Below are 21,804 nucleotides of genomic sequence, written 5' to 3'. Positions count from 1 at the left end.
GCCCGTTCTACTGCAGCGGATTGTCGAGCTTGATCGCCTGCACGCCGGACTCGCCGACCGCCAGCAGAAGATCGTTGCCGTACGGCAGCACGCCCGACAGCGGCGTGCCGGCCGGCGCCTGCACCAGCGTCGGCTGGCCCTTGCCGGAAACCAGCATGACCAGGCCATTCAGACCCACGAGCACTTCGCCGTCGCCCGGCACCGCGGCGCCGCCGAACATCGAGGCGACGGTGCCGGTCTCGAGCTTGCTCCAGCGCCCGGCGCGCGCGTCGTCGCTCAGGTACACGTTGCCGCGCAGGCCGTAGATCAGCGCACCCTTCTCGCCGTGCGGCAGCACGCCGAAGTACGAACCCTCGTAAGGCGAATCCTCCTTCTTCCAGGTCGCGCCGGCGTCGGTGGACACCGCGAGCAGGCCCTGCTCGCCGGCGATGAACAGATCGCCGTTGTTGAGCTTGGCGATCGAGTTGAGGTGCAGTTCCTCGTCATTGAAGCCGTGCGTGTCGACAGCGTTCCAGCTGGCGCCGCCGTCCTTGGTTTCCATCATCAGGCCGTAGGCACCGACCGCGAGCACGTGCTGCGCATCGAGCGCGAGCACGCCGAGCAGGGGCTTCTCCAGTTCCGGCTGGAAGTTCTGCAGCTTCCAGCTGCGGCCGCCGTCGCTGGTGGCCACCACCGTCGCGTCATGGCCGACCGCCCAGCCGTGCTGCGGGTCGGCGAAGGCGACGGCCGTCAAGGCGGCGCGCACCGGCACGTCGACCTGCGCCCAGTTCTTGCCGTCGTTGGAGACCAGGATCGCGCCGCGGTCGCCGACCGCGACCAGATGCGCGCCGGTGTTCTTGATGTCGAGCAGCAGCGACTGCGGTGTGCGCGGCATGATCTCGGCCGGCATCGGCTTGACGCTGCCCTGGTTCGCCGGCTTGTCGGCGCTGTCGCCGCCGCCTTCGTCCTGCGCGTAGGCCGCGCCGCCGGACAGCAGGCCGAGCGCGAGCGCGCCGGCCAAGCTCCACACCTTGTTCACGTTCATGAAACCCCCAACGCACGCGGCCGTCGCCGCTTCAGAGATGATTCTTTGTTCCCCATGCGCGCCTTAGCGTTGCGCGGCACGATTCAGTTTTCTTCCGCGCCGCGCCAGCTCGCTCGCGTCGAAGTCGGCGGCGTCCAGTTCCGGATAGGAGACTTCCGCGCCTTCGTTGTTCAATGACTGCACAAGATAGCGACTGTCCTTCAGATCGTACACCGTCTGTGCGACCGGCAATTCGTACTGCCGGTCGTAGGCCATCACCGTGTGCGCCTCCTGCACGCGCCACGGTTCGTCGTCGGCGTCATAGACGTCGACGATGCGGATCTGCCAGCCGTCCTCGTCGAGATAGAAGCGGCGGTGCCGGTACGGATGAATGCGGCCGCGCGCGACCACGGCGTCGACCACCCAGACGCGACGCCGCTCGTAGCGCGTCTTCTCGGGATTGAGATGCCGGGGGCCGACGAGATCGCCGTACGACACGGTCTCGTCGTGCAGCGCATAGCTGTTCGCCGGCACCAGCAGTTCCTGCTTGCCGATCAGCTTGAGGTCGTAACGGTCGAGCGGCCCGAAGAAGGTGTCGAGCTGATCGTTGCTGGCGAGATCGTCGCTGGCGATCGCCGCCGTCTCGTAGCCGAGATTCGGCACGCGCTCGACGTGCTCGGCGCCGCTGCCGAACTGCCAGGCATGGCGCGCCAGATCGGCGGGCCGCGCGACATCGTCGATCAGCATGCCGACGCCGGCCAGGCTCGCCGGCTGTTCGACCCAGCGCATCAGTCGCGTCAGCACGCCGCGCGCCGATTTCAGATCGTAGCCGTCGGCGCCATACGGGAAGCGGATTCGCTCGCGGATCAGCGTCGGCGTCTTCTCGCCGCTGGCGGCGACGACGAACTGCGTCGCCAGACGCTCGCTGACCAGCGGCCGCCAGCGCAGGCGGTGATTCCACATTGCCTCGGCGCCGTTGGCCGGCAGCGGGAACGGCACGCCGGTCGCCGCGTCGCGCAGCGTGCCCTCGTCGAGGAAGGCGCGCGCGGCATTGGCGACCGAAGCCGCGTACACCGCCGGCGGATTGGCGAAGCTGCGCCGCGTCGGGAACACGCGCATGCGGAAGCTGTCCGGATAGCGCGCCAGGAGGGCGCGCTGGCCGGCGCTGAGCAGATCGGCGTATTGCGCGACGTTCTCGGCGGTGACGACGAACAGCGGCGCGTCGTCGGCATACGGATCGCAGTAGCGGCCATGCGAATCCGCGAAGCACGGCGGCACGGCCGTGAGCCCGCCGATCCACGGCGGGATGCTGCCGCTGGCGTTGCCGGCCGCCTCGGCGCCGAACGGCGTCAGGCGCGCGCCGAGCTGCGCGACATCCTGCGGCGCGGCATTGGCACGCGCAGCCGCCGGCGCACCGCAGGCGACGGCGACGGCACAGAGCAGCCACGCTGACGGAGCGCGCCTTCTCGTTATCGTGGCGCTCCGGTCCACTCCTCGTTCTCGGACCATGGCGGCCAGTGTAGGCAGCGCCGCGCGCGGCGGCCATCGCCCGAGCGCAAAGACCGCCGGTCAGCCGGGCAAAGCCGACGGCGCCTCAATCGCGCCAGATCAGCGCCGCCATGCGGCCGGTGTGCGGCTCGCGGCGGAAGGAGTAGAAGCGCACGGCGTCCGCATAGGTGCACAAGCCGCCGCCGTGGACCCGCAGCAGACCGGCGCCGGCCAGACGCAGGCGCGCCAGGGCATAAAGATCGGCCTGCCAGCGATCGCCGCGGCCCGGCGCGAAGGCGGCGCCGGCCTCGGGCCGGGCGCCGACGAACGCCTCGCGCACTTCCGGCCCGACCTCGAAATGACCGGGACCGATCGCCGCGCCGAGCCAGGCCATGAGCCGCGCCGGCGGCAGCGGCGCGCAGCGCAGCGTCGCCTCGAGCACGCCGGCCGCCAGACCGCGCCAGCCGGCGTGCGCGGCGGCCACCCAGGAACCATCGTCGGCGCAGAACAGCACCGGCAGGCAGTCCGCCGTCAGCACCGCGCAGACCACGCCCGGCAGGCCGCTCTGCCCGGCGTCGGCGGCCGGCGCTTCGCCGGCGACCGTCGCCGCGTCGACGACCGTGCAGCCGTGCACCTGACGCAGCCAGGCCGGCTCGCGCGGCAGGGCCAGCGCCGCGCGCAGGCGCGCGCGATTGCTCGCGACCCGCGCCGGATCGTCGGCGGTGTTGCTGCCGAGATTGAGGCTCGCATACGGTCCCGCCGACACGCCGCCGAGCCGCGTCGTCTGCAGCGCATGCACGCCCGCCGGCGCCGGCCAGTCGGCGTGCAGGAAGGCGGCGGCGTTCATGCCTTGAGTTCACCGCGCGCGTGCGCGCGCAGCAGGGCGAGCAGTTCCTGCATGTCGGCCGGCGGTTCGGCGATGGCGCCGACGCGCTTGCCGCTAGCCGGATGCGTGACCTCGAGCTCGCGGGCGTGCAGGGCCTGGCGCGGAAACGCTTTCAGCAGCTCGCGCAGCGACGCCGGCAGGCCGGCGCCGCGCATCGGTCCGCCATAGGAAAAATCGCCGACGATCGGCTTGCGGATATGGGCGAGATGGACGCGGATCTGGTGCGTGCGGCCGGTTTCGAGACGCACGCGCAGATGCGTGTGCTGCGCGAAGCGCTCCTGCACGCGGTAATGCGTGACGGCCGGCCGGCCGTCGTCGACCACCGCCATCTTCAGGCGATCGCGCGGATGACGGCCGATCGGCGCGTCGACGGTGCCGCCGGCGATCATCTCGCCCTGCACGATGGCGTCGTATTCGCGCGTGAACTCGCGACGCGCCAGCTCGTCGACCAGACGATGGTGCGCCTTCAGGGTCAGCGCGACGACCAGCAGGCCCGAGGTGTCCTTGTCGAGCCGATGCACGATGCCGGCGCGCGGCACCGCCGCCGTCTGCGGGAAGTGATGCAGCAGCGCGTTCTGCAGGGTGCCGGCGCGCTGGCCGGCGCCCGGATGCACGGTGAGCCCGGCCGGCTTGTTGACGATGGCGATCGCCTTGTCGGCCAGCACCACGTCGAGCGGGATGTCCTGCGGCGTGATGCCGCTGTCCTCCTCGGGCTCGGCGTCGAGCTCGATGCGGTCGCCGACCGCGACCGGCAGCCGCGTCTTCAGCTCGGTGCGGCCGTTGACGCGCACGCGCCCGCGCTCGATCCAGGTCTGCAGGCGGGCCCGCGAATACTGGTCGAACAGGCGCGCGCAGGCCAGGTCGAGACGCCCGCCGTCGAGGTGCTCGGGAACCTCCGCGCTCAGTGACAGGTCTTCTTCGTCCGTGTGGGCGGGGCTCAAGCTATACTCCGGGGACATCGCTGGATGTTTTGCAATCAATGAAACTCAGACACTTCGCCGTGGCACTCGCGGCCATCGGCTTCGCTGCGTGCAGCTCCAACCCGGACAAGCTGCCGGGCCGCAATCCGTTCAAACCGGAACAGGTTTCGCAGCGCGAGCAGCGTGCGCAGGCCGCGCAATTGTACGCGGCGGCGCGCGACGCGCTCGATTCGAGCGATTACGGCACGGCCGCCGAGCGCTACGACAACCTCGCCAAGCGCTTCCCCTTCACCGATTACGCGATCCAGGGCCAGCTCGAGAAGGTCTACGCCGAATACCGGGCCTTCAAGCCCGATGAAGCGCTGACCGACGCCGACCATTTCCTGCGCGACTACCCGCGCCATGCCAACGCCGATTACGTCCAGTACCTCAAGGGCCTGATCAATTTCGACCGCGACCGCGGCTTCGAGGCGATGCTCGGCATCGACGTGTCCAAGCGCGACATCACCAACCTGCGTCGCTCCTTCGACGATTTCCAGCTGCTGATCCAGAAATACCCGAACAGCCGCTACAACGGCGACGCGCGCCTGCGCATGATCGACCTGCGCAACCGCATCGCCGATCACGACATGACCGTGGTCCGCTACTACATGCGGCGCGGCGCCTACATCGCCGCCGCGCGGCGCGCCGAACAGATCGTCGCGCAGTACCCGGGCTCGCCGGCGACGCTCGAGGCACTGACGGCGCTGGAGACGGCCTACAGGAATATCGGCCTCAATGATCAGGCCGCCAACGCGCACCAGCTGCACCAGGCCTACATCGACGCCGCGGCGCGCTCGAACTTCCTCAAGACCGGCAAGATGCCGAAGAAGAAGAACTGGTTCGTGCGCGTGGTGACGCTGGACTTCCGCTCGCACAATGACTTCAACGTCAGCGAAGACATCATCAAGGGCATGCAGAACGGCGCCGATGGCCCGAGCGCGCCCGCCACGCCGCCGACGCTGCCGCCGGCCAGCGACGCCTCGCAGTCGCCGGCTTCGCAGAAGCCGCCGCAACAGTAGTCGCGGGTCCTGTGCGCAAAAATGCCCGCGTCAGCGGGCATTTTCGTCGAGGACGCCGCGCGGGCGACGTTCAGATCGCCGGAGACGCTGCCGTCGCGCCAGGGAAGGCGGATCAGATGTCGCCGTAGACGGCGGTCAGCGGATACCTGCGCTCGCGGCCGAACGCGCAGCGCGTGACCTTCGGTCCCGGCGGCGCCTGGCGGCGCTTGTACTCGGAGCGGCGCACGAGACCGGCGACGCGCTTGACGGTCGCCTCGTCGAAACCGCGCGCGACGATTTCCGGGATCGACAGCTGGTTTTCGACGTACAGCTCGAGCAGCGGATCGAGCACCTCGTATGGCGGCAGGGAATCCGAATCCTTCTGGTCGGGGCGCAGCTCGGCGCTCGGCGGCCGCGTGATGACACGTTCCGGGATGACCGGCCGGCCGGGCGGCGCGATCGCGTTGCGGTAGACCGCGAGCTTGTAGACCAGCGTCTTGTAGACGTCCTTGATCGGCGCGAAGCCGCCGCACATGTCGCCGTACAGCGTCGAGTAGCCGACCGCCATCTCGCTCTTGTTGCCGGTCGTCAGCACGACGTGGCCGAACTTGTTCGACAGCGCCATCAGCAGCACGCCGCGCGAACGCGACTGGATGTTCTCCTCGGTCAGGTCGACGGCCTTGCCCTTGAAGGTCTCCGCAAGTGTGCTGGTGATGGTCTCGAAGGTCGGCTCGATCGGCAGGATCGAATAGCGGATGCCGAGCGCCTCGGCTTCCCGGCGCGCGTCGTCGTTCGACATGTCCGCCGTGTAGCGCGACGGCAGCGACACGCCCCACACGCGCTCGGCGCCGAGCGCGTCGGCGGCGATCGTCGCCACCAGCGCCGAATCGATGCCGCCCGACAGGCCGATCAGCGCACCGGGAAAACCGTTGCGATTGACGTAGTCGCGCACCGACTGCACGAGCCCCTTGTAGACGACCGCCTCGAGCGGCTGCTCCTCGCGCCGCGCGCCGCCCTGCCAGCGGCCGTCGGCGAAGCGCAGCGCGAACACGCCCTCCTCGAACAGCGGCGCCAAGAAGGCGATGCGGCCGTCGCCGTCGATGGCCGTCGAGTCGCCGTCGAACAGCACATCGTCCTGGCCGCCGACGCAGTTGACGTAGGCGATCGGCAGGCCGGACTCGGCGACGCGCGAATCGAACACGCGGCGGCGGCCGGCGGTCTTGCCGATATCGAACGGCGAAGCATTGATGTTGAGCAGCAGCTCGGCACCGGCCTTTTTCGCCGATGCGGCGGGATTCGGACCCCAGAGGTCCTCGCAGATGCACAGGCCGACGCGCACGCCGTTCTGCTCGAACACCAGCGTACCGGCGCGGCCGGCGCGGAAGTGGCGGCGCTCGTCGAACACGCCGTAGTTCGGCAGCAGCTGCTTGCGCGTGCGCGCGACGATGCGGCCGTCGCGGATCACGTAGGCGGCGTTGTAGATCACTCTCTCGCCGGCTTCCTCGGCGTACTCCGGAAGACCGACCACGACGGTGATGCCGCGCACCTCGTCGAGCAGGCGCTGCACGCCATCGCCGATCACGCGCGGCATCGCCGAGCGCAGCAACAGGTCATCCGGCGGATAACCGATCAGCGACAGCTCGGGCGTCGCCACCAGATCGGCCTTGAGCACGTCGCGCGCCTGCGTCGCGGCGTCGATGATCTTCTGGACGTTGCCTTCGACGTCACCGACCCAGAGGTTGAGTTGCGCGAGTGCGAGTTTGAGCGGTTTCGACATGAGCGGAACTTTAGCCTGTAAACGAAACGGCGGCCCGAGGGCCGCCGTTTCTCAGTGCACCGCGAGCAGCGCGCAGATTCGCGACGCCGGGATCCCCATGCATGCGCATGGGCGAGGGCCCAACTCGGACTGACATTGAGTCAGTCCTCGCCGAAGCCATCGCCCTCCACGCTGCTCACTGCGCTACTTGAGCAGCGACAGCATCGCCGCGCCGAGATCGGCCGGCGAACGGACGGTCTTGACGCCGGCCGCTTCAAGCGCCGCGAACTTCTCGTCGGCCGTGCCCTTGCCGCCGGCGATGATCGCGCCGGCATGGCCCATGCGCTTGCCCGGCGGCGCGGTGACGCCGGCGATGTAGGCGACGACCGGCTTCTTGACGTTGGTCTTGATGTAGGCCGCCGCTTCTTCTTCCGACGAGCCGCCGATTTCGCCGACCATGATGATGCCTTCGGTCTGCGGGTCCTTCTCGAACAGCGCGATCACGTCGATGAAGCCCATGCCGCGCACCGGATCGCCGCCGATGCCGACGCAGGTCGACTGGCCGAGACCGTTCTGCGTGGTCTGGTAGACGGTTTCGTAGGTCAGCGTGCCCGAGCGCGAGACGACGCCGATCTTGCCCGGCTTGTGGATGTGGCCCGGCATGATGCCGATCTTGCACTGGCCCGGCGTGATCACGCCGGGGCAGTTCGGGCCCACCAGCACGGCGCCCGGATACTGCGAACGCAGCGTGGCCTTGACCTTGATCATGTCGTTGACCGGGATGCCTTCGGTGATGCAGATGATCACCTTGATGCCGGCATCGGCCGCTTCGAGGATCGCGTCGGCGGCGCCCGGCGCCGGCACGTAGATCATCGTCGCGTCGGCGCCGGTTTCCTTGACGGCATCGTGCGCGGTGTTGAAGACCGGCAGGTTGAGATGCTTGCCGCCGCCCTTGCCGGGCGACACGCCGCCGACCATCTTGGTGCCGTAGGCGATCGCCTGTTCGGAGTGGAAGGTGCCCTGCTTGCCGGTGAAGCCCTGGCAGATGACCTTGGTGTTCTTGTCGATGAGGATGCTCATTTCATCTCTCTGAAAATTTAAGTTGGCCGTCCCTGGCGCGACGGTAGTCAATTCTTTCCGGCCCCGGCCCGGCCATGCATGGCCGCGCGTTCGCCGGGCCGGACTGCCATTCCAGGCAGTCCGGCGCAGATCCGGCTCACCCCTGGGCGAGCTTGACGACGGTCTGGGCCGCCTCGGTGAGATCGGAAACCGGCGTGATCGCGAAACCCGACTCGCGCAGCAGCGCCTGACCCTTTTCCATATTGGTGCCCTGCAGGCGGGCGACGACCGGGATCTTCAGGCCGGTCTGCTTGACCGCGGCGATGATGCCTTCGGCGATCAGATCGCAGCGCACGATGCCGCCGAAGATGTTGATGAAGATCGCCTTCACTTCCGGCGACGAGGTGATCAGCTTGAACGCCTCCGTCACCTTCTCCGCCGTGGTGCCGCCGCCGACGTCGAGGAAATTGGCCGGCTGGCCGCCGTGCAGCTTGACGATGTCCATGGTCGCCATGGCGAGGCCGGCGCCGTTGACCATGCAGCCGATGTTGCCCTCGAGCGTGACGTAGTTGAGGTCGTACTTCGAGGCCAGGCGCTCGCGCTCGTCTTCCTGCGAGGGATCGCGCTGCGCGGCGATCTCCTTCTGGCGGAACAGCGCGTTGTCGTCGAAGTTCAGCTTGCCGTCGAGCGCGACGATGTTGCCTTCCTTGGTGACGATCAGCGGGTTGATCTCGACCAGCGACGCGTCGCATTCGGTGAAGATCTTGTAGAGCCCGGTCAGGACCTTGGTGAACTGGTCGACCTGCTCCTTGTTGAGATCGAGGAAGAAGCCGAGTTCGCGCGCCTGGTAGGGCTGCAGGCCGGCGGTCGGCGAGACGAACACGTGCTTGATGCGCTCCGGCGTCTCGTGCGCGACCTTCTCGATGTCCATGCCGCCGTCCGGCGAGGCCATGAACACGATCTTCTCCTGCGTGCGGTCGACCAGCGCCGACAGATACAGCTCGCGGGCGATGTTCGACGGCTTCTCGACGTACACCGAATTCACCGGCAGACCCTTGGCGTCGGTCTGGATGGTGACGAGATTCTTGCCGAGCATGCCCTTGGCGGCTTCCTCGGCGGCATCCGGGCCGTCGACCAGCTTCACGCCGCCCGCCTTGCCGCGCGCGCCGGCGTGGATCTGCGCCTTGACGACGACCTTTTCGGTGCCGAGCGCCTTGGCGGCCGCGCGAGCCTGTTCCGGGCTCGACGCCAGCTGGCCTTGCGGAACCGGAATGCCATAGCGCGCAAAGAGTTCTTTTGCTTGATATTCGTGGAGATTCATTGCCTGTTACCAGAGAGGGGGCGTGCGTAGCGCGCGGCATTCTCGCGCAGCGCCGCCGCAGACGCAAAAAAGTCCTGCCCTGACATTGGCCGTGGCGGCAGCTGCACCACGGCTGTGCGGTGCGGGCGACGATAGAATGGGCGATCTTCGTGCCGCATCGATCTATGAACCTGTTCCGCCTGCTACTGTTGGCCGCCGCCGCATACGTCTTCTGGCGCCTGCTGAAAATCTCGAGCCGCGCGCCGCTGCCGCCGGCGCAGGACGAGCCGCACTACGAAGCCATGGCCCGCTGCGCCGGCTGCGGCACCTATCTGCCGGCGCGCTCGCTGTCGCGCAGCGGGCGCTGCGGCCGTTGCAGCGGCTAGGCGACGCCGCTTGACGAGCGCCATGACCCGGGCGGACGCGGCCGGCCGCAGCGAGGACTGGCGCATCCTCGCGATTCTCGGCCCGTACCGCCTGCTGCTGGTCGCGGTGCTGCTGTTCCTGTTCCGCTTCAACTTCGCGCCGGACTATTTCCGCGACGTTCCGCCGAAGCTCTTCAGCTTCTGCTGTCTGGCCTACGCCGCGCTCGCGCTCGGCTTGCAGCTGCTGTCGCTGTACCAGCGCCTCGCGCTGCTGGCGCAGACACTGCTGCATTTCGGCGTCGATCTGGCGGCGATCGGCCTGCTCGTCTACACGACCGGCGGCGTCGGCGGCGGCCTCGGCATTCTGCTGGTGCCGCCGCTGGTCGGCTGCAGCCTCGTCCTGGCGCCGCGCTCGGCCGCCTTCCTCGCCGCCGCCGCGACGCTGTCGGTATTCAGCGAGGAAGCACTGCGCCAGTTGCACATCCGCCAGTTCGACAGCGGCGACTATTCGCAGGCCGGCCTGCTCGGCCTGATGTTCTTCGCCAGCGGCCTGACCGCCGCCATGGTCGGCCAGCGCGCGCGGCGCAGCGAGGCGGTCGCGCAGCGCGTCGGCAGCGAGTTCGTCAATCTCACGCGGCTCAACGACAACATCATCGCGGCGATGCAGTCGGGCGTGCTGGTGGTCGACATCGACGGTCGCGTGCGCACCGCCAACGCCGCGGCCCTGCGCCTCACCGCCGGACGCGCGCGCGTCGACGCGCTGCTCGCCGATGCCGTGCCGGCGCTGCGGACCGCGCTCGACGACTGGCGCTACGGCTTCGATCTCGAGACCGCGCCGGCCATCGAGGGCCCGGACGGCCGCGAACTGATGCCGCGCTTCACGCGCCTCGGCTGGGCGGAGGATGCGCCGGTGCTGATCATGCTCGACGACGCGGCGGCGCTGCGCGCGCAGGCGCAGCAGATGAAGCTGGCGTCGCTCGGCCGCTTGTCGGCCAACATCGCGCACGAGATCCGCAATCCCCTGTCGGCCATCACCCAGGCCGGCCAGCTGCTCGCCGAACAGCCCGAGCTGCCGGCCGACAACCGCCACCTGCTCGACATGATCCAGCGTCACGCCGCGCGCATCGAGCAGATCGTGCGCAACGTGCTGGAGATCAGCCGGCGCGAGGCGGCGACGCGGCAGAGCATCCCGCTGCGCGAAGCGCTGCGCCGCGGCGCGGCGCTGTATCACGAGAGCCATCCGCAGCAGTTGCGGCCGATCGAGCTGGGCGACGTGCCGGCGTCGCTGTACGTCGCCTTCGCGCCGGACCAGCTGCAGCAGGTGCTGTGCAATCTCTGGGACAACAGCTTCCAACACGGGGCGCGCGACAACGTGGTCAACGTGCTGCTCGAAGCCGGCATCGACGACGCCAGCGGCCTGCCGTATCTCGACGTCAGCGACGACGGCATCGGCGTACCGGCCGAACTGCGCGAGCGCCTGTTCGAACCCTTCTTCACCACGCACCATGCCGGCACCGGACTCGGCCTTTATCTCTCGCGCGAGCTCTGCGAATACAATCGGGCCCGCCTGAGCTGCATGCCGCGCACGCGCGGTGCCTGCTTCCGCATCGTCTTCTCCCTGCCCGAGCCGCGCGCCGCGCTGCAATGAAATGACCGCTGTGCCCAAGCCCGCCGTCCTCATCGTCGACGACGAAGCCGATATCCGCGAACTCGTCGAGATCGCGCTCGGCCGCATGAACCTGGTGACACGTCCGGCCGCCACCATCGCCGAAGCGCGCGCGCTGCTGGCGCAGCAGCGCTTCGACCTCTGCATCACCGACATGCGCCTGCCGGACGGCAACGGCATCGAGCTCGTCGCGCAGATCGGCAGGCAGTATCCGCAGACGCCGGTCGCCGTCATCACCGCCTACGGCAATGCCGAAGCGGCGGTCGAAAGCCTGAAGGCGGGCGCCTTCGACTTCGTGTCGAAGCCCGTCGATCTCGCCGTGCTGCGCAAGCTGGTCGACAGCGCGCTGAAGCTGCGCGGCGAAGCCGCGAACGCCGGCGGTCCCGCGCTGCTCGGCGAGCACGAGAGCATCCGCCAGCTGCGCGCGCTGATCGAACGCCTGGCGCGCAGCCAGGCGCCGGTGCACATCGCCGGCGAATCCGGCACCGGCAAGGAGCTGGTGGCGCGGCTGATCCATCAGAAAGGTCCGCGCGCCGCGGGGCCCTTCGTGCCGGTCAACTGCGGCGCGATTCCGTCGGATCTGATGGAGAGCGAATTCTTCGGCCACCTGAAGGGCAGCTTCACCGGCGCGCATCGCGACAAGGCCGGCCTGTTCCAGGCCGCCGAGGGCGGCACGCTGTTCCTCGACGAAGTCGCCGACCTGCCGGCGCACATGCAGGTCAAGCTGCTGCGCGCGCTGCAGGAGCGCTCGATCCGCCCGGTCGGCGCCGAGAGCGAAACGCCGGTCAACGTGCGCGTCATTTCCGCGACGCACAAGAATCTTGCCGAGCTGGTCGCCGGCGGCCAGTTCCGCCAGGACCTCTACTACCGTCTCAACGTCATCGAGGTGCGCACGCCGCCGCTGCGCGCGCGGCCGAGCGACATCCCGCTGCTGGCCACGCACGTGCTCGGCAAGCTGGCGCGCGAACTGGGCCTGTCGCGCCTGCCGGCGCTGTCCACCGACGCCATCGCCGCCCTGCAGGGCTATGCCTTTCCCGGCAACGTGCGCGAACTCGAGAACATTCTCGAGCGTGCCGCCACCTTGTCCGACGGCGAGCAGATCACCGCCGCCGACCTGCAGCTGCGCGAGTCCTCGGCGCTGCCCGTCGTGCCGGCGGCCTCGGCGCTCGGCGACCAGATCGAAGAAATCGAGAAGCGCGCGATCCGCGAGGCGCTGCAGAAGACGCGCTACAACAAGACGCGCGCCGCCGAACTGCTCGGCATGTCGTTCCGCGCCCTGCGGTACCGCATCAAGAAGCTCGGACTCGACGAGGAATGAAAGAGGCGCGCCCATGCCTGTGCCGAGCGTCGCGCAGGACCGACGAACGGGCGGGACGGCCATGACGCTTCTGTTACACTCCGGCCACAAACGGGACGGAGAACGATCCCGGGTACAGTGGCTGCGTTGAGGGGTCGCAGGCAGTGGCACGGAGCTTGCGGATGCGCAAGCCTCCAGGAGAAAAGAATTGTCGAACCGGCATCCGCAAGCTGCGCATCTGCGTGGCGTGAGAGCGTTTTCGAGAAACACGCAGCGTCGACGCCGTCCGCCGCTCTCCGGGCAGACGCCGGCGGGTATCGCCTGGGCCTCGATCTCGGCGGATGACAGCGTCCAGCAAGTCCTCCACAACACCCTGCGCTCCGCCTGCGGCGTGATCGGCGCGCGCGGCGGCTTCGTCGTGCAGCTGCGCGACGACACCGTGCTGGAAATCGCCTGTGCGCATGCGCTCAACGGCGAGGCGGTGCTCGATGCCGTGTTCGGCCGCGCTTCGCGGGCCCTGCATCGCGCCCTGCTCGACGCCGAACGCGGCCTCGCCTGCCCGCGCGGCGAACTGCTCGCCGAACCGCTGCAGGCGGCGCCGGCCGTCATCAGCCTGCCGCTCGAACTCGGCGTGCGCCGCCAGGGCGCGTTCTGCCTGCTGCGCGACAACGCCGACCGCAAGCTCAGCGCCCTCGACTTCGAGATTCTCGACGCGCTCGCCGACCAGGCGGCGCTCGCCCTCGCCGCCGCCTGCCAGCGCAGCGCGCTGAGCCAGCTCGAGGCGAGCCTCAACGCCACGCCGCCCACGAATTGATCGACACGGCCGCAAATCCCGCTGCCGTGACCGGCGGCACGCGTGATGCGTATAAAGTGGGGGCCGTGGAAACCACCATGACCGGCCGCGCCGACGACAAGCCCGAGGATTTTCGCCAGGCCGTCCTGCGCCAGGTGCAGGAACTGACGGCGGACAACCAGCGCCTGCTGCAGTCCGTGGTGCGCAGCGAGAAGCGCTTCCGCACGCTGGCGAAATCGGTGTGGCACGTGCAGGAGGAGGAGCGTCGGCGCCTCGCCCGCGATCTGCACGATGGCATCGGCCAGACGCTGACGGCGCTCGCCAACCAGTTGCAGCGCATCTACGACGACGCGCGCGGCGCCGGCAATCTCGGTCTCGAACATCGCCTCGCCGACGCGCTCGACATCACGCGCGGCACCCTGCGCGACACCCGCGAGCTGTCGCGCCTGCTGCGTCCGACCCTGCTCGACGATCTCGGCCTCGACGCTGCACTGGCCTGGCTCGCGCGCACGCTTTCGGAGCGCACCGGCCTGATCATCGGCTTCCAGTCCGAGCTCGAAGAACAGCGCCTGCATCCGGACGTCGAAACCCTGCTGTTCCGCATCACGCAGGAGGCGCTGACCAACGTCATCCGCCACAGTGACGCGCGGACCGCGCGCATCATCGTCAAGCACACGCCGATGCTGCTGATCCTGCGTGTCGAGGACGACGGTCACGGCTTCGACGCCGCCCAGGTCGCGCACGCCGAGCGCAACGCTTCCAGTTCCGGCCTGCGCGGCATGCGCGACCGTGCCGAGCTGTTCGGCGGCCGTGTCGAAATCCGCTCGGCGCCGGGCCAGGGTACCGTGGTACAACTGACGCTCACGCTCGACGGCCCCGACACCGACGCTCCCCCGCCATGAATCCAATCCGCCTGCTGGTCGCCGACGACCACACCATCGTTCGCGAAGGCCTGGTCTCGATGCTCGAGGAAACCGGCGAATGCCAGGTCGTCGCGCAGGCCGCCGACGGCTATGAAGCGGTGTCGCTCGCCACGCGCACCAGGCCCGATGTCGTCGTCACCGACATCTCGATGCCGCGCATGTCGGGCCTGGAAGTCGTCAAGCGCGTGCGCGCCGAGCTGCCCGGCACGCGCACCCTGGTGCTGACCGTGCACGAGGAGGACGAGTACATCCTGCCGATCCTGCGCGCCGGCGCCAACGGCTTTCTCAACAAGGACACCTCGGTCGCCGAGCTGATGACGGCGATCAAGTCGATCCACGGCGGCAAACCCTACTTCGGGCCGCGCGCCACCAAGGCGCTGGCCGAACGCCAGCACCGCTCGCGCGAGCACAGCGACGATCCCTACATGAGCCTCACCGCGCGCGAGCGCGAGGCTTTCCATCTCGTGATCCAGGGCAAGACCACGAAGGAGATCGCGCAGATTCTCGACATCGGCGTGAAGACCGCCGAGAACCATCGTGCGCGCATGATGGAGAAGCTCGGCCTGCGCAATACCGCCGAAGTGGTGCGCTTCGCCGCGCTGCGCGGCTTGCTGTCGTGATCGTCTCTGCCGCCTAGGGCCGGCGCCGGCCTTTTGCGTGGCGCGCCGGCTTCAGGATGCCGCCGCCACGAACCTTCGCTGCCGCATCCACTTCGTCACCACCCATTTCTCGCCCTGCGTGACCGGCGCGCTGGCATGCAGCGAGCGCGGATCGACGCGGCCCGCGGCGTCGCCATATTCGAAGTAGACGGCGTTGCCGCGCAGCGGCGATACCGCGCGGCCGAGGACGGGAAATTCCGTCTGTCCGCCGCCCGGCACGTCGTTGAGGTAGGTGACGAGCGTGCTGACGCGCTGGCCGCTGCGCGCGATCGACTCGCGGTTGGCGGCATTGCCCGGCTGCAGATAGTCGAGATGCGGATCGCTGCCGGCGCCGGTCGGGTAATGCAGCACCTGCAGGCCCTCGCCGTTCTCGAGCGGCAGGTTCATCAGCGCCGACACGCGGCGATCGATGCGGGCGATGAAGTCGTTCTCGGCGAGGCGGAAGAACATGCCGTGGCTGCCGCGCCGTTCGCTGACGATATCGGCGCCGCTCAGCGGATCGACCAGCGTCGACGGCCGCAGCCGCGGCCGCGCCATCTCGATCAGCCGGCGGCACTCCTCGGCATCGAGCACCTGGCCGAGCACGGCGAATGGCGGATCGTCGCTGCGCATGTGGACCACGATCTCGCGGTCGAACGCCTGCAGGCGCGTGCCGGGCGCGAGGCGCGAAGCAGCGGCCGGCGCGTCGTCGTCCGGCAGCTCGACGCTGTCGACCGGCGGCGCGCCGCGGCCTTCGCGTGCGGCGACGAATGCCGCCACGATCGCCTGCGCGGCGCGCGCCTCCATGCCGCGCTCGCGCATGATGCCGATCAGCGCCTGCGGCGGCTGGCCGCGTTCGAGATGCTGGCTCAGCCAGCGGCCGAGTTCCGGCGCGAAGCGAACGAGCAGGCCCATGCCTTCACACCGGGCCGCTGCTGGCGACCCAGCCCTGCTCGCCGAGCGTGAAGCCCTGGCGCAGCTGCAGGCGACCGCCGGCGCCCTCGATGGCGCGCGCCACCATCGGCAGTACACGTCGCGCGTCCGCATCCTGCAGCCATGGCGCCGGATCGATCTCGTAGGTGTAGCTCACCACCGCCGCGGGATGTGCGGCGTCGTGCGTGTCGAGCTGCCAGCCGACGATGCGCTCGAGCCTGACGTGGGCGACGCAGAAGTCCCTCGCATGCCCGGCGCCATCGCGGCTCGTATAGGGATGCGGCTTGTAGTACTTGCGGCCCTCGCCGGTCAGCGCGTAGCGCTTGACGACGCCCTGCGGATTGTCCGCGGTCTTCGGCACGTCGACGACGGTGCTGGTCGCCAGGCCCAGCTTCTCGAACACCGGCAGCTGCACGGCGTGGCGCGTGCCGGCGCCGGCTTCGGCGGGCGTCAGCTCGAGCGGCCAGTCGAACATGGCGAGACAGATGTCGCCGCGCTCGGCAAGCGTGTCTTCCAGCGCATGCCTGAAATTCTGGCGCGTCGCCGCGCGCGGATCGTGGTTCAGATCGCAGGCGGCCGGCAGCAAGACGAGCAAGCCGGTCGTGAGGATCTTGCGCAACATCGACGTCATTTCAGCATTTCCGTTGGTGGGAACATCGCATTCGCGGCCGGCACGCGGCGCATTCAATCCGACAACTCGTCGGCCACCCAGCCGCGCGGCGTCAGATGCACGCCGAGACGCAGCGGCCGGATACCGGCGTTTTCGATCGCGCGTGCCAGCAGCGGAAACACGCGGCGCGCGTCCGGCGCCTGCGTCCACGGCGCCGGAGCGATCCGGTAGGTGAACAGCACCGACGTGACCGTGCGGCCGTCGAGCGTCAGCGGCTTTTCCCAGCCGACCACACGATCGAGCGACAGCGTGGCCGCGCAGAGATCCGCCGCATGCGTCACATGGCGCGTCGCCGTGACGATCACCACCGGGACGTGCAGGTAGTACTTCAGGCCTTCGCGCGTCAGCGTGTACACGCGCGCGTTCGCGGCGCCGTCCGCGGGCTCCGATGCGCCGGCGTCATGGCCGGCGACCAGTCCCAGGGCTTCGAGCACCGGCATCTGCTGCGCATCGAGACTGCGCGCCTGCCGATCGGCGGGCGTCACCGTGATCGGCCAGTCGTACTTGGCCAGGCACAGATGCCCGCGCTGCGCGAGATAGTCGCTGACCGCGGCCGTGAAACTGGCGCGGTCCGGCAGCCGCGCGCGCTGCCGGTCGCCGCAGCCGCCGAGCGCCGCCAGGATCGAGAGACACATCGCCAGCGCGGCGGAGTTGAGCATCGCGTCATTCATCCGCGTCGTGTCATTCCACGCAGGGGCCGCTGCTCGGCGCCGCATCGGGCACCTGATAGCCGTCGGTGAGCGTGCCGAGAAAGCAGGCCAGATCGGCCATCTGCTCTTCGCTCATCGCCGGCTCGGCGCCGACCTCGCGCGGCCGCACGCCATCGCCGAGCGTCGTCGCATTGACGTTGTCGTCCGGCGTGATGCCGCTGCCGAGCGGCACTTCCTCGTCGACATTGCCCTGTTCCGCCGCCGGCAGATCGTTGAACTTCGCCACGCTGGCACCGGGCACGTAGCGGGGCTGCAATGCGTAGTCCGGATTGGCGACCGGCGTCCCCGAGCCGCCGCTGCCCGGATACCAGTATTCGGGATGGGTATCGCGCGTGTTGTAGAAATGCAGCACCTGATTCAGCGAATGGAACACGCCGTTGTGGAAGAAGGCGCTGCGCGTCGCCACGTTGCGCAGGGTCGGCACCTTGAACTGGCCGCAGTACGGATCCGGCGTGCCGAGCTGCGCCGGCGTGTGGTCCTCGCGGTACGGCCCGCACAGGCCCATGTCGTCGTAGGCCGGATCGTCGTTGGCCGGGATCGGATCGGGATTGCCGGGAATCGAGCGATCGTTGCGCGGCGCGCCGAGCGCCTGGTAGGTGAAGTCCGTCATCAGACCCTGGTTGCCGTCGAAGCTGACGCCGGCGTAATGGCAGGCCGCGCAATTGCCGGTCTCGGCCGTGTTGAAAACCACGAGGCCGCGCATTTCGGCGGCGCTCAGCGTGCCGCCGATCTTGTTGAACACATAGAGATCGAATTTGCTGCTGTAGGGATGGAAGCTGACATCCTCGTGCTCGAAGGCCTCGATCGCCTCGCCGAGCGCGGTGAACGCCGCGTCGCTGTCGTCGAGGACGTTCGCGCCGAAGGCCTGCCTGAACAGCTCGGCGTAGCTGCCGTTTTTCACCGCCTGCACGACGGCGTCCTTCGACGGATTGTTCATCTCCACCGGGTTGAGCAGCGGCAGCGCCACCTGCGCCGCCAGCGTCGCGGCGCGGCCGTCCCACATGAAGCCGCCGCCGGCCGATGCCAGGGTCACGCCATCCGGATTGGCGGCGTTGTCGTCATACGGCGGCGTGGCGTCCTTGTAACGCAGCGACGGCACCGCGCGAACGCCGGCCTGCTCGGGATCGGAGCCGAGCTGCACGGCGAGACTGTTAGGCGGTCCGTAGGCGTACTGCGGCGAGTGGCAACTCGCGCACGACATGTTCTTGCCGCTCGACAGGGTCTTGTCGAAGAAAGCCTTCTGTCCGACCTGGGCGGCGAGACTGAGGGCCGGCGACGTGCCGCCCCCGCCATCGCCGCCAGCAGCGGCGCCGCCGGTCGAGCGCGCGCCGCCGCCGTCGCACGCGGTGAGCGCCAGCAGGGTCGTGCCGAGCACGGCGGCAAGCCGGAATTTCATGTACATCCGCATCTCGACCTCTTGCGGGCTGCCGCCCGGCAATCGCGAAAGCGCTGCCGGCGGCGGCGACGAGCGAAATCGGCAAAGGCGGGCCGCCGCGGCCCGCCCGAAAATGGTTCGTTGCAGGAGAACGTGGGGCGGCACGCCGCCCCACGCCGATCAACTGCCTGACTGCTTACTTGAGTGCCCAGACGTTGTTCTGATTGGCGTCCGGGCCGGTCTGCGGGGTGACGACGGTGCCGTCGGTGCCGAGGCTGCCGTTGACGTCGACCGGATTGAGACGCTGCACGTAGTTCGCCGGAATCACGTAGGCGTGATTGATCGGACGCACCGAATCGAAGTGCGTGTCGGCGCTGCCGGCAAACTCCGGCAGTGCCGTGAGGTTCTGGGCGATGAAGGCCTCGGTGTACTTCGCGCGGTTCAGATAGGACGCATCGACGCCCGGATCGGCGATCTGGAACATGTCCTGCAGCGTGCGCACCAGCGAGAAATGGCTGTAGGCGTCGCTGTCCTTCACGCCCTTGGCCGCCGTGCCGACGTCCTGCTGGTTGGTGATCACGCTGAAGATCGAGTTGCCGTGGCCGATGTTGCCGTTGCCGTAGCCGCTCGGCTGCGAGGTCGCCGTGGCCGTGCCGATGGCATCGACGGTCACCGGCGCATCGCCCGAGTTCTTGCCGCCGGCGTTCCAGCCGCAGCAGGAAGTGCTGGAGCCTTCGCCCTCGTCGAACATGATGACGATCGCCACGCGCTTCTGCGGATTCTTCCACAGCGCCGAGCTGCGGATCGCGCTGACCACCTTGCCGACGTAGATGTCGCTGCGGGTGATGCCGTCGGTCTTGCCGTTGTTGTTGTTGCTGCAGCTCGTGTCGCTGCCGACGCCGTGCATGTCGTCGCACTGGTCCGGCACCACGAAGTTGACGGTACCCACGTCGCCGGCCGCGAGGTCGGCACCGAACTGGTCATACATCCAGCCGTCCGGCACGGTGTAGACGGAGGTCTTCTTCCAGTCGGCCTCGGTGTACTGCGTGCCGAAGATGGTGCGGTTGTCGGCGACGAACTCCGGCAGCTTGCGCGCCGTCTGGTAGGCGATCGACGGACCGTGCTTGACCTTGTACAGGCCGTTGACCACCGCGTAGTTGCTGGTGCCGACCAGGTGGGTGCCGTCGCTGTCGGTTTCGTCGTAGGTGTCGACGACCGCGGGGTCGGCGATGCTGTCGGCGCGCACGTCCTGGCCCGGGTTCATCGATTCGCTGTAGGTGCGCCAGGTCAGGCCGGCCTTCGACAGCAGGGTGAACAGGTTGTCGCCCGGCGCATTGTGATTGGTGCCGCCGGTCGGCGAGGTGCTGCAGGGCGCGCCGGCGGTGGTGCTGAAACCGGCGAGGTGCTTGCTGTCCAGCGGCGGCAGCGCGTCCTGCTTGGGCAGCGGCTGGCCATCCGACGCGCTGCCGCCGGCGAAAGCGCTGTCCGTCGGCGCGTTCGCGCCGGCGGCGCCGCAACCGAACCAGTTGTCATCGGTGATGCCCCAGTCGTCGCCGCCGCCGAGCGCCGTGTAGTTCGGCTCGGACGGATTGCCGGTCGAGTAGTACGTCGTCAGCTGGTTGTACTGCGCGAGATAGCCGTTGACCTGCGGCGCGCGCGAATTGCCGAGCACCGCGTCGGTCGACTTGTTCTCCAGCATGATGATGAAGATGTTGTCGTAGGCCGGCACGCCTTCGATGTTGAACGCGGCCTGCTGCGCCTGCTCGAAGCTGATCGCCTTGCGCGTGTCGGCCGGGACCGTCTCGCCGGCCGTGATGCCGGACAGGCCGGACAGGCGCGGATCGCCACCGGCGACCGCCAGCGCGTCCGGATACTTGTCGCCGCGATCGAACTTGGTGGTGGCGTAGGTATAGCGGTTGCCCAGCTCGTTGTAGGCATACAGCAGCGCGTATTGCGCAGCGCCGCTCAGCGTGTTGACGTCGGCGAGCACATCCGTGCCGCTGAGGGTCGCCGTGCCCTGATTGAAGGCCGGGCCGCTCAGGCGCGTCGCGAGATTGGCCTTCTCGGTCGCGTAGCTCGAGCCATTCGCCTCGACGAGCCGCTGCACTTCGCTCGATGCCGGGCTGATCACGATGCCGGCGTCGCCCTGGTCCTTCACCTGGTCGGCAGACGCCCGCAGGATCAGGTGGCGGCTCACGGCGGCACCGTCCGCCGTGTTGATCGCGGACGTCGTGATGTCGGCGATGAAGTCGCCGCTGTCGGCGGTCTTCAGCGAGAAATGTCCGGCGCTGTCGGTCGTCGCCGACTTCTCCGCGCTGTCGCACTTGCCGTTGCCATTGGCGTCGACGCAGACCGTGGCACCCTGGTAGTGGCCGGCCTTCAGCGTCGGATCGCCCGTCGCGCTGCCGGCGACGTAGGCGCTGGACGCCACGAGGCCGCCATACGTCGTGCCGTTGTCGTCGTTGCCGCATGCGGCGAGCATGCAGCAGGCGGCTGCAATCGGGGTGAGGGTGAGCGCATTGCGACTGAACATTTCTGTCGTCCTTGTAAGGTAGGGGTCAGGATCAGCGTCTCGCCGCGGGCGACGGCGAAAAACCGCGTCAATATCGCGCGGCGACGTGACAGATTCGTTGCGCTGCGCTTTGGCACCTCGCCGCCGGCCACCGCGGCGGCGCCCGTGCGGCGCAGGAATTTCCTGGTAAAACACCGGGAAGCGGCCGCTGCGCGGGCGCGCGGCGCCGGCTTTCGCCGGCCACGCCGACCCTCGACACCGACGCCGCCGAACGCCGCCGCTATGCGCTTTTTCCGCCCGGCGTCTCGCTGTCATCCTTCCTCAGCCTTCTTTCAATGGCGCGAGGCTTGCTACAGCGCCGCGACAATGGCCGCGACCGCCGGCGACCGGGGCCGCCCGCGACGCGCGGCGGCAGGACCTCGCCGCGCGGCGCGACGCTTCCGCCGGTGACCGCGCTGGCCGCGGTCGGC

Annotated in this window: 19 protein-coding genes; 7 read left to right on the top strand and 12 right to left on the bottom strand. The window is 68.9% G+C overall.

The features are described 5' to 3' along the window. Positions 1-7: 7 nt before the first annotated feature. From K344_RS0109785 to rluD, 4 genes are all read right to left on the bottom strand, one after another. Positions 8-1,024, bottom strand: a complete 1,017-nt coding sequence (locus K344_RS0109785; RefSeq protein ID WP_028080518.1) for a YCF48-related protein — start codon at positions 1,022-1,024, stop codon at positions 8-10. A gap of 63 nt (positions 1,025-1,087) precedes the next feature. After that, positions 1,088-2,494 (bottom strand): DUF1329 domain-containing protein, encoded by a 1,407-nt coding sequence (locus tag K344_RS21075; protein WP_051362088.1) that lies wholly within the window; start codon positions 2,492-2,494, stop codon positions 1,088-1,090. Positions 2,495-2,597: 103 nt separating this feature from the next. Beyond that, a complete protein-coding gene (gene pgeF, locus K344_RS0109775; protein WP_028080517.1) occupies positions 2,598-3,338 on the bottom strand; it encodes a peptidoglycan editing factor PgeF in 741 nt (246 codons plus the stop codon). Continuing rightward, positions 3,335-4,318 (bottom strand): 23S rRNA pseudouridine(1911/1915/1917) synthase RluD, encoded by a 984-nt coding sequence (gene rluD / locus K344_RS0109770; RefSeq protein ID WP_245586180.1) that lies wholly within the window; start codon positions 4,316-4,318, stop codon positions 3,335-3,337. The genes pgeF and rluD overlap by 4 nt, the downstream gene beginning before the upstream one ends. A 38-nt stretch (positions 4,319-4,356) precedes the next feature. Here rluD and K344_RS23005 point away from each other — a divergent pair, with 38 nt between their 5' ends. Beyond that, positions 4,357-5,358 (top strand): outer membrane protein assembly factor BamD, encoded by a 1,002-nt coding sequence (locus K344_RS23005; RefSeq protein WP_051362087.1) that lies wholly within the window; start codon positions 4,357-4,359, stop codon positions 5,356-5,358. A 112-nt stretch (positions 5,359-5,470) separates the two neighbouring features. Here the strand turns inward: K344_RS23005 and K344_RS0109760 are convergent, their stop codons facing one another. From K344_RS0109760 to sucC, 3 genes are all read right to left on the bottom strand, one after another. Next, positions 5,471-7,114 (bottom strand): NAD+ synthase, encoded by a 1,644-nt coding sequence (locus K344_RS0109760; RefSeq protein ID WP_028080515.1) that lies wholly within the window; start codon positions 7,112-7,114, stop codon positions 5,471-5,473. A 183-nt stretch (positions 7,115-7,297) separates the two neighbouring features. Continuing rightward, positions 7,298-8,173 (bottom strand): succinate--CoA ligase subunit alpha, encoded by an 876-nt coding sequence (sucD, locus tag K344_RS0109755; RefSeq protein WP_028080514.1) that lies wholly within the window; start codon positions 8,171-8,173, stop codon positions 7,298-7,300. A gap of 136 nt (positions 8,174-8,309) precedes the next feature. Beyond that, the gene (gene sucC / locus K344_RS0109750; RefSeq protein ID WP_028080513.1) at positions 8,310-9,473 is read right to left on the bottom strand and encodes an ADP-forming succinate--CoA ligase subunit beta; all 1,164 of its coding nucleotides are present in this window, start codon (positions 9,471-9,473) and stop codon (positions 8,310-8,312) included. Positions 9,474-9,637: 164 nt separating this feature from the next. Here sucC and K344_RS21065 point away from each other — a divergent pair, with 164 nt between their 5' ends. From K344_RS21065 to K344_RS0109720, 6 genes are all read left to right on the top strand, one after another. Further along, entirely contained in the window at positions 9,638-9,838 is a 201-nt protein-coding gene (locus K344_RS21065) for a hypothetical protein (protein WP_043114215.1), read from the top strand. Between the two features lie 22 nt (positions 9,839-9,860). Further along, positions 9,861-11,465 (top strand): sensor histidine kinase, encoded by a 1,605-nt coding sequence (locus K344_RS21060; protein WP_051362086.1) that lies wholly within the window; start codon positions 9,861-9,863, stop codon positions 11,463-11,465. Position 11,466: 1 nt separating this feature from the next. Then, the gene (locus K344_RS0109735; protein WP_028080512.1) at positions 11,467-12,801 is read left to right on the top strand and encodes a sigma-54-dependent transcriptional regulator; all 1,335 of its coding nucleotides are present in this window, start codon (positions 11,467-11,469) and stop codon (positions 12,799-12,801) included. A 226-nt stretch (positions 12,802-13,027) separates the two neighbouring features. Beyond that, positions 13,028-13,594 (top strand): GAF domain-containing protein, encoded by a 567-nt coding sequence (locus K344_RS0109730; RefSeq protein ID WP_169729280.1) that lies wholly within the window; start codon positions 13,028-13,030, stop codon positions 13,592-13,594. 77 nt (positions 13,595-13,671) lie between these two features. Then, positions 13,672-14,475, top strand: coding sequence for a sensor histidine kinase (locus K344_RS0109725; protein ID WP_051362085.1), 804 nt, complete (start codon positions 13,672-13,674; stop codon positions 14,473-14,475). After that, positions 14,472-15,116, top strand: coding sequence for a response regulator transcription factor (locus tag K344_RS0109720; RefSeq protein ID WP_028080509.1), 645 nt, complete (start codon positions 14,472-14,474; stop codon positions 15,114-15,116). The genes K344_RS0109725 and K344_RS0109720 overlap by 4 nt, the downstream gene beginning before the upstream one ends. A gap of 51 nt (positions 15,117-15,167) precedes the next feature. On the opposite strand, the gene K344_RS0109715 is transcribed toward K344_RS0109720, so the two are convergent. From K344_RS0109715 to K344_RS0109695, 5 genes are all read right to left on the bottom strand, one after another. Further along, positions 15,168-16,049, bottom strand: a complete 882-nt coding sequence (locus K344_RS0109715; RefSeq protein ID WP_028080508.1) for a 2OG-Fe(II) oxygenase — start codon at positions 16,047-16,049, stop codon at positions 15,168-15,170. 4 nt (positions 16,050-16,053) lie between these two features. After that, positions 16,054-16,698 carry a hypothetical protein gene (locus K344_RS0109710; protein ID WP_051362084.1) on the bottom strand — a complete coding sequence of 215 codons (645 nt, stop codon included), beginning with the start codon at positions 16,696-16,698 and terminating at the stop codon, positions 16,054-16,056. A 53-nt stretch (positions 16,699-16,751) separates the two neighbouring features. Further along, entirely contained in the window at positions 16,752-17,396 is a 645-nt protein-coding gene (locus tag K344_RS0109705) for a hypothetical protein (RefSeq protein ID WP_211234515.1), read from the bottom strand. 22 nt (positions 17,397-17,418) lie between these two features. Continuing rightward, complete coding sequence (locus K344_RS0109700; protein WP_028080505.1) at positions 17,419-18,843, bottom strand: cytochrome-c peroxidase; 1,425 nt, start codon at positions 18,841-18,843, stop codon at positions 17,419-17,421. A gap of 175 nt (positions 18,844-19,018) precedes the next feature. After that, entirely contained in the window at positions 19,019-21,355 is a 2,337-nt protein-coding gene (locus K344_RS0109695; RefSeq protein WP_028080504.1) for an alkaline phosphatase family protein, read from the bottom strand. Between the last annotated feature and the right edge of the window lie 449 nt (positions 21,356-21,804).

It is taken from the genome of Solimonas soli DSM 21787 (genome assembly GCF_000474945.1).
In the GTDB taxonomy this organism is placed as follows: domain Bacteria; phylum Pseudomonadota; class Gammaproteobacteria; order Nevskiales; family Nevskiaceae; genus Solimonas; species Solimonas soli.
Note: the sequence above shows the minus strand (reverse complement) of the source record. Positions and strands in the feature narration are given on the sequence as shown.

Coding starts and splice junctions, on each gene's coding strand:
- K344_RS0109720 (WP_028080509.1), top strand. CDS start 14,472: ATGAATCCAATCCGCCTGCTGGTCGCCGACGACCACACCATCGTTCGC.
- K344_RS23005 (WP_051362087.1), top strand. CDS start 4,357: ATGAAACTCAGACACTTCGCCGTGGCACTCGCGGCCATCGGCTTCGCT.
- K344_RS0109705 (WP_211234515.1), bottom strand. CDS start 17,396: ATGCTCAACTCCGCCGCGCTGGCGATGTGTCTCTCGATCCTGGCGGCG.
- K344_RS0109710 (WP_051362084.1), bottom strand. CDS start 16,698: ATGACGTCGATGTTGCGCAAGATCCTCACGACCGGCTTGCTCGTCTTG.
- K344_RS21060 (WP_051362086.1), top strand. CDS start 9,861: ATGACCCGGGCGGACGCGGCCGGCCGCAGCGAGGACTGGCGCATCCTC.
- sucD (WP_028080514.1), bottom strand. CDS start 8,173: ATGAGCATCCTCATCGACAAGAACACCAAGGTCATCTGCCAGGGCTTC.
- K344_RS21065 (WP_043114215.1), top strand. CDS start 9,638: ATGAACCTGTTCCGCCTGCTACTGTTGGCCGCCGCCGCATACGTCTTC.
- K344_RS0109760 (WP_028080515.1), bottom strand. CDS start 7,114: ATGTCGAAACCGCTCAAACTCGCACTCGCGCAACTCAACCTCTGGGTC.
- sucC (WP_028080513.1), bottom strand. CDS start 9,473: ATGAATCTCCACGAATATCAAGCAAAAGAACTCTTTGCGCGCTATGGC.
- K344_RS0109785 (WP_028080518.1), bottom strand. CDS start 1,024: ATGAACGTGAACAAGGTGTGGAGCTTGGCCGGCGCGCTCGCGCTCGGC.
- K344_RS0109715 (WP_028080508.1), bottom strand. CDS start 16,049: ATGGGCCTGCTCGTTCGCTTCGCGCCGGAACTCGGCCGCTGGCTGAGC.
- K344_RS0109735 (WP_028080512.1), top strand. CDS start 11,467: ATGACCGCTGTGCCCAAGCCCGCCGTCCTCATCGTCGACGACGAAGCC.
- K344_RS0109725 (WP_051362085.1), top strand. CDS start 13,672: ATGACCGGCCGCGCCGACGACAAGCCCGAGGATTTTCGCCAGGCCGTC.
- K344_RS0109695 (WP_028080504.1), bottom strand. CDS start 21,355: ATGTTCAGTCGCAATGCGCTCACCCTCACCCCGATTGCAGCCGCCTGC.
- K344_RS0109700 (WP_028080505.1), bottom strand. CDS start 18,843: ATGAAATTCCGGCTTGCCGCCGTGCTCGGCACGACCCTGCTGGCGCTC.
- pgeF (WP_028080517.1), bottom strand. CDS start 3,338: ATGAACGCCGCCGCCTTCCTGCACGCCGACTGGCCGGCGCCGGCGGGC.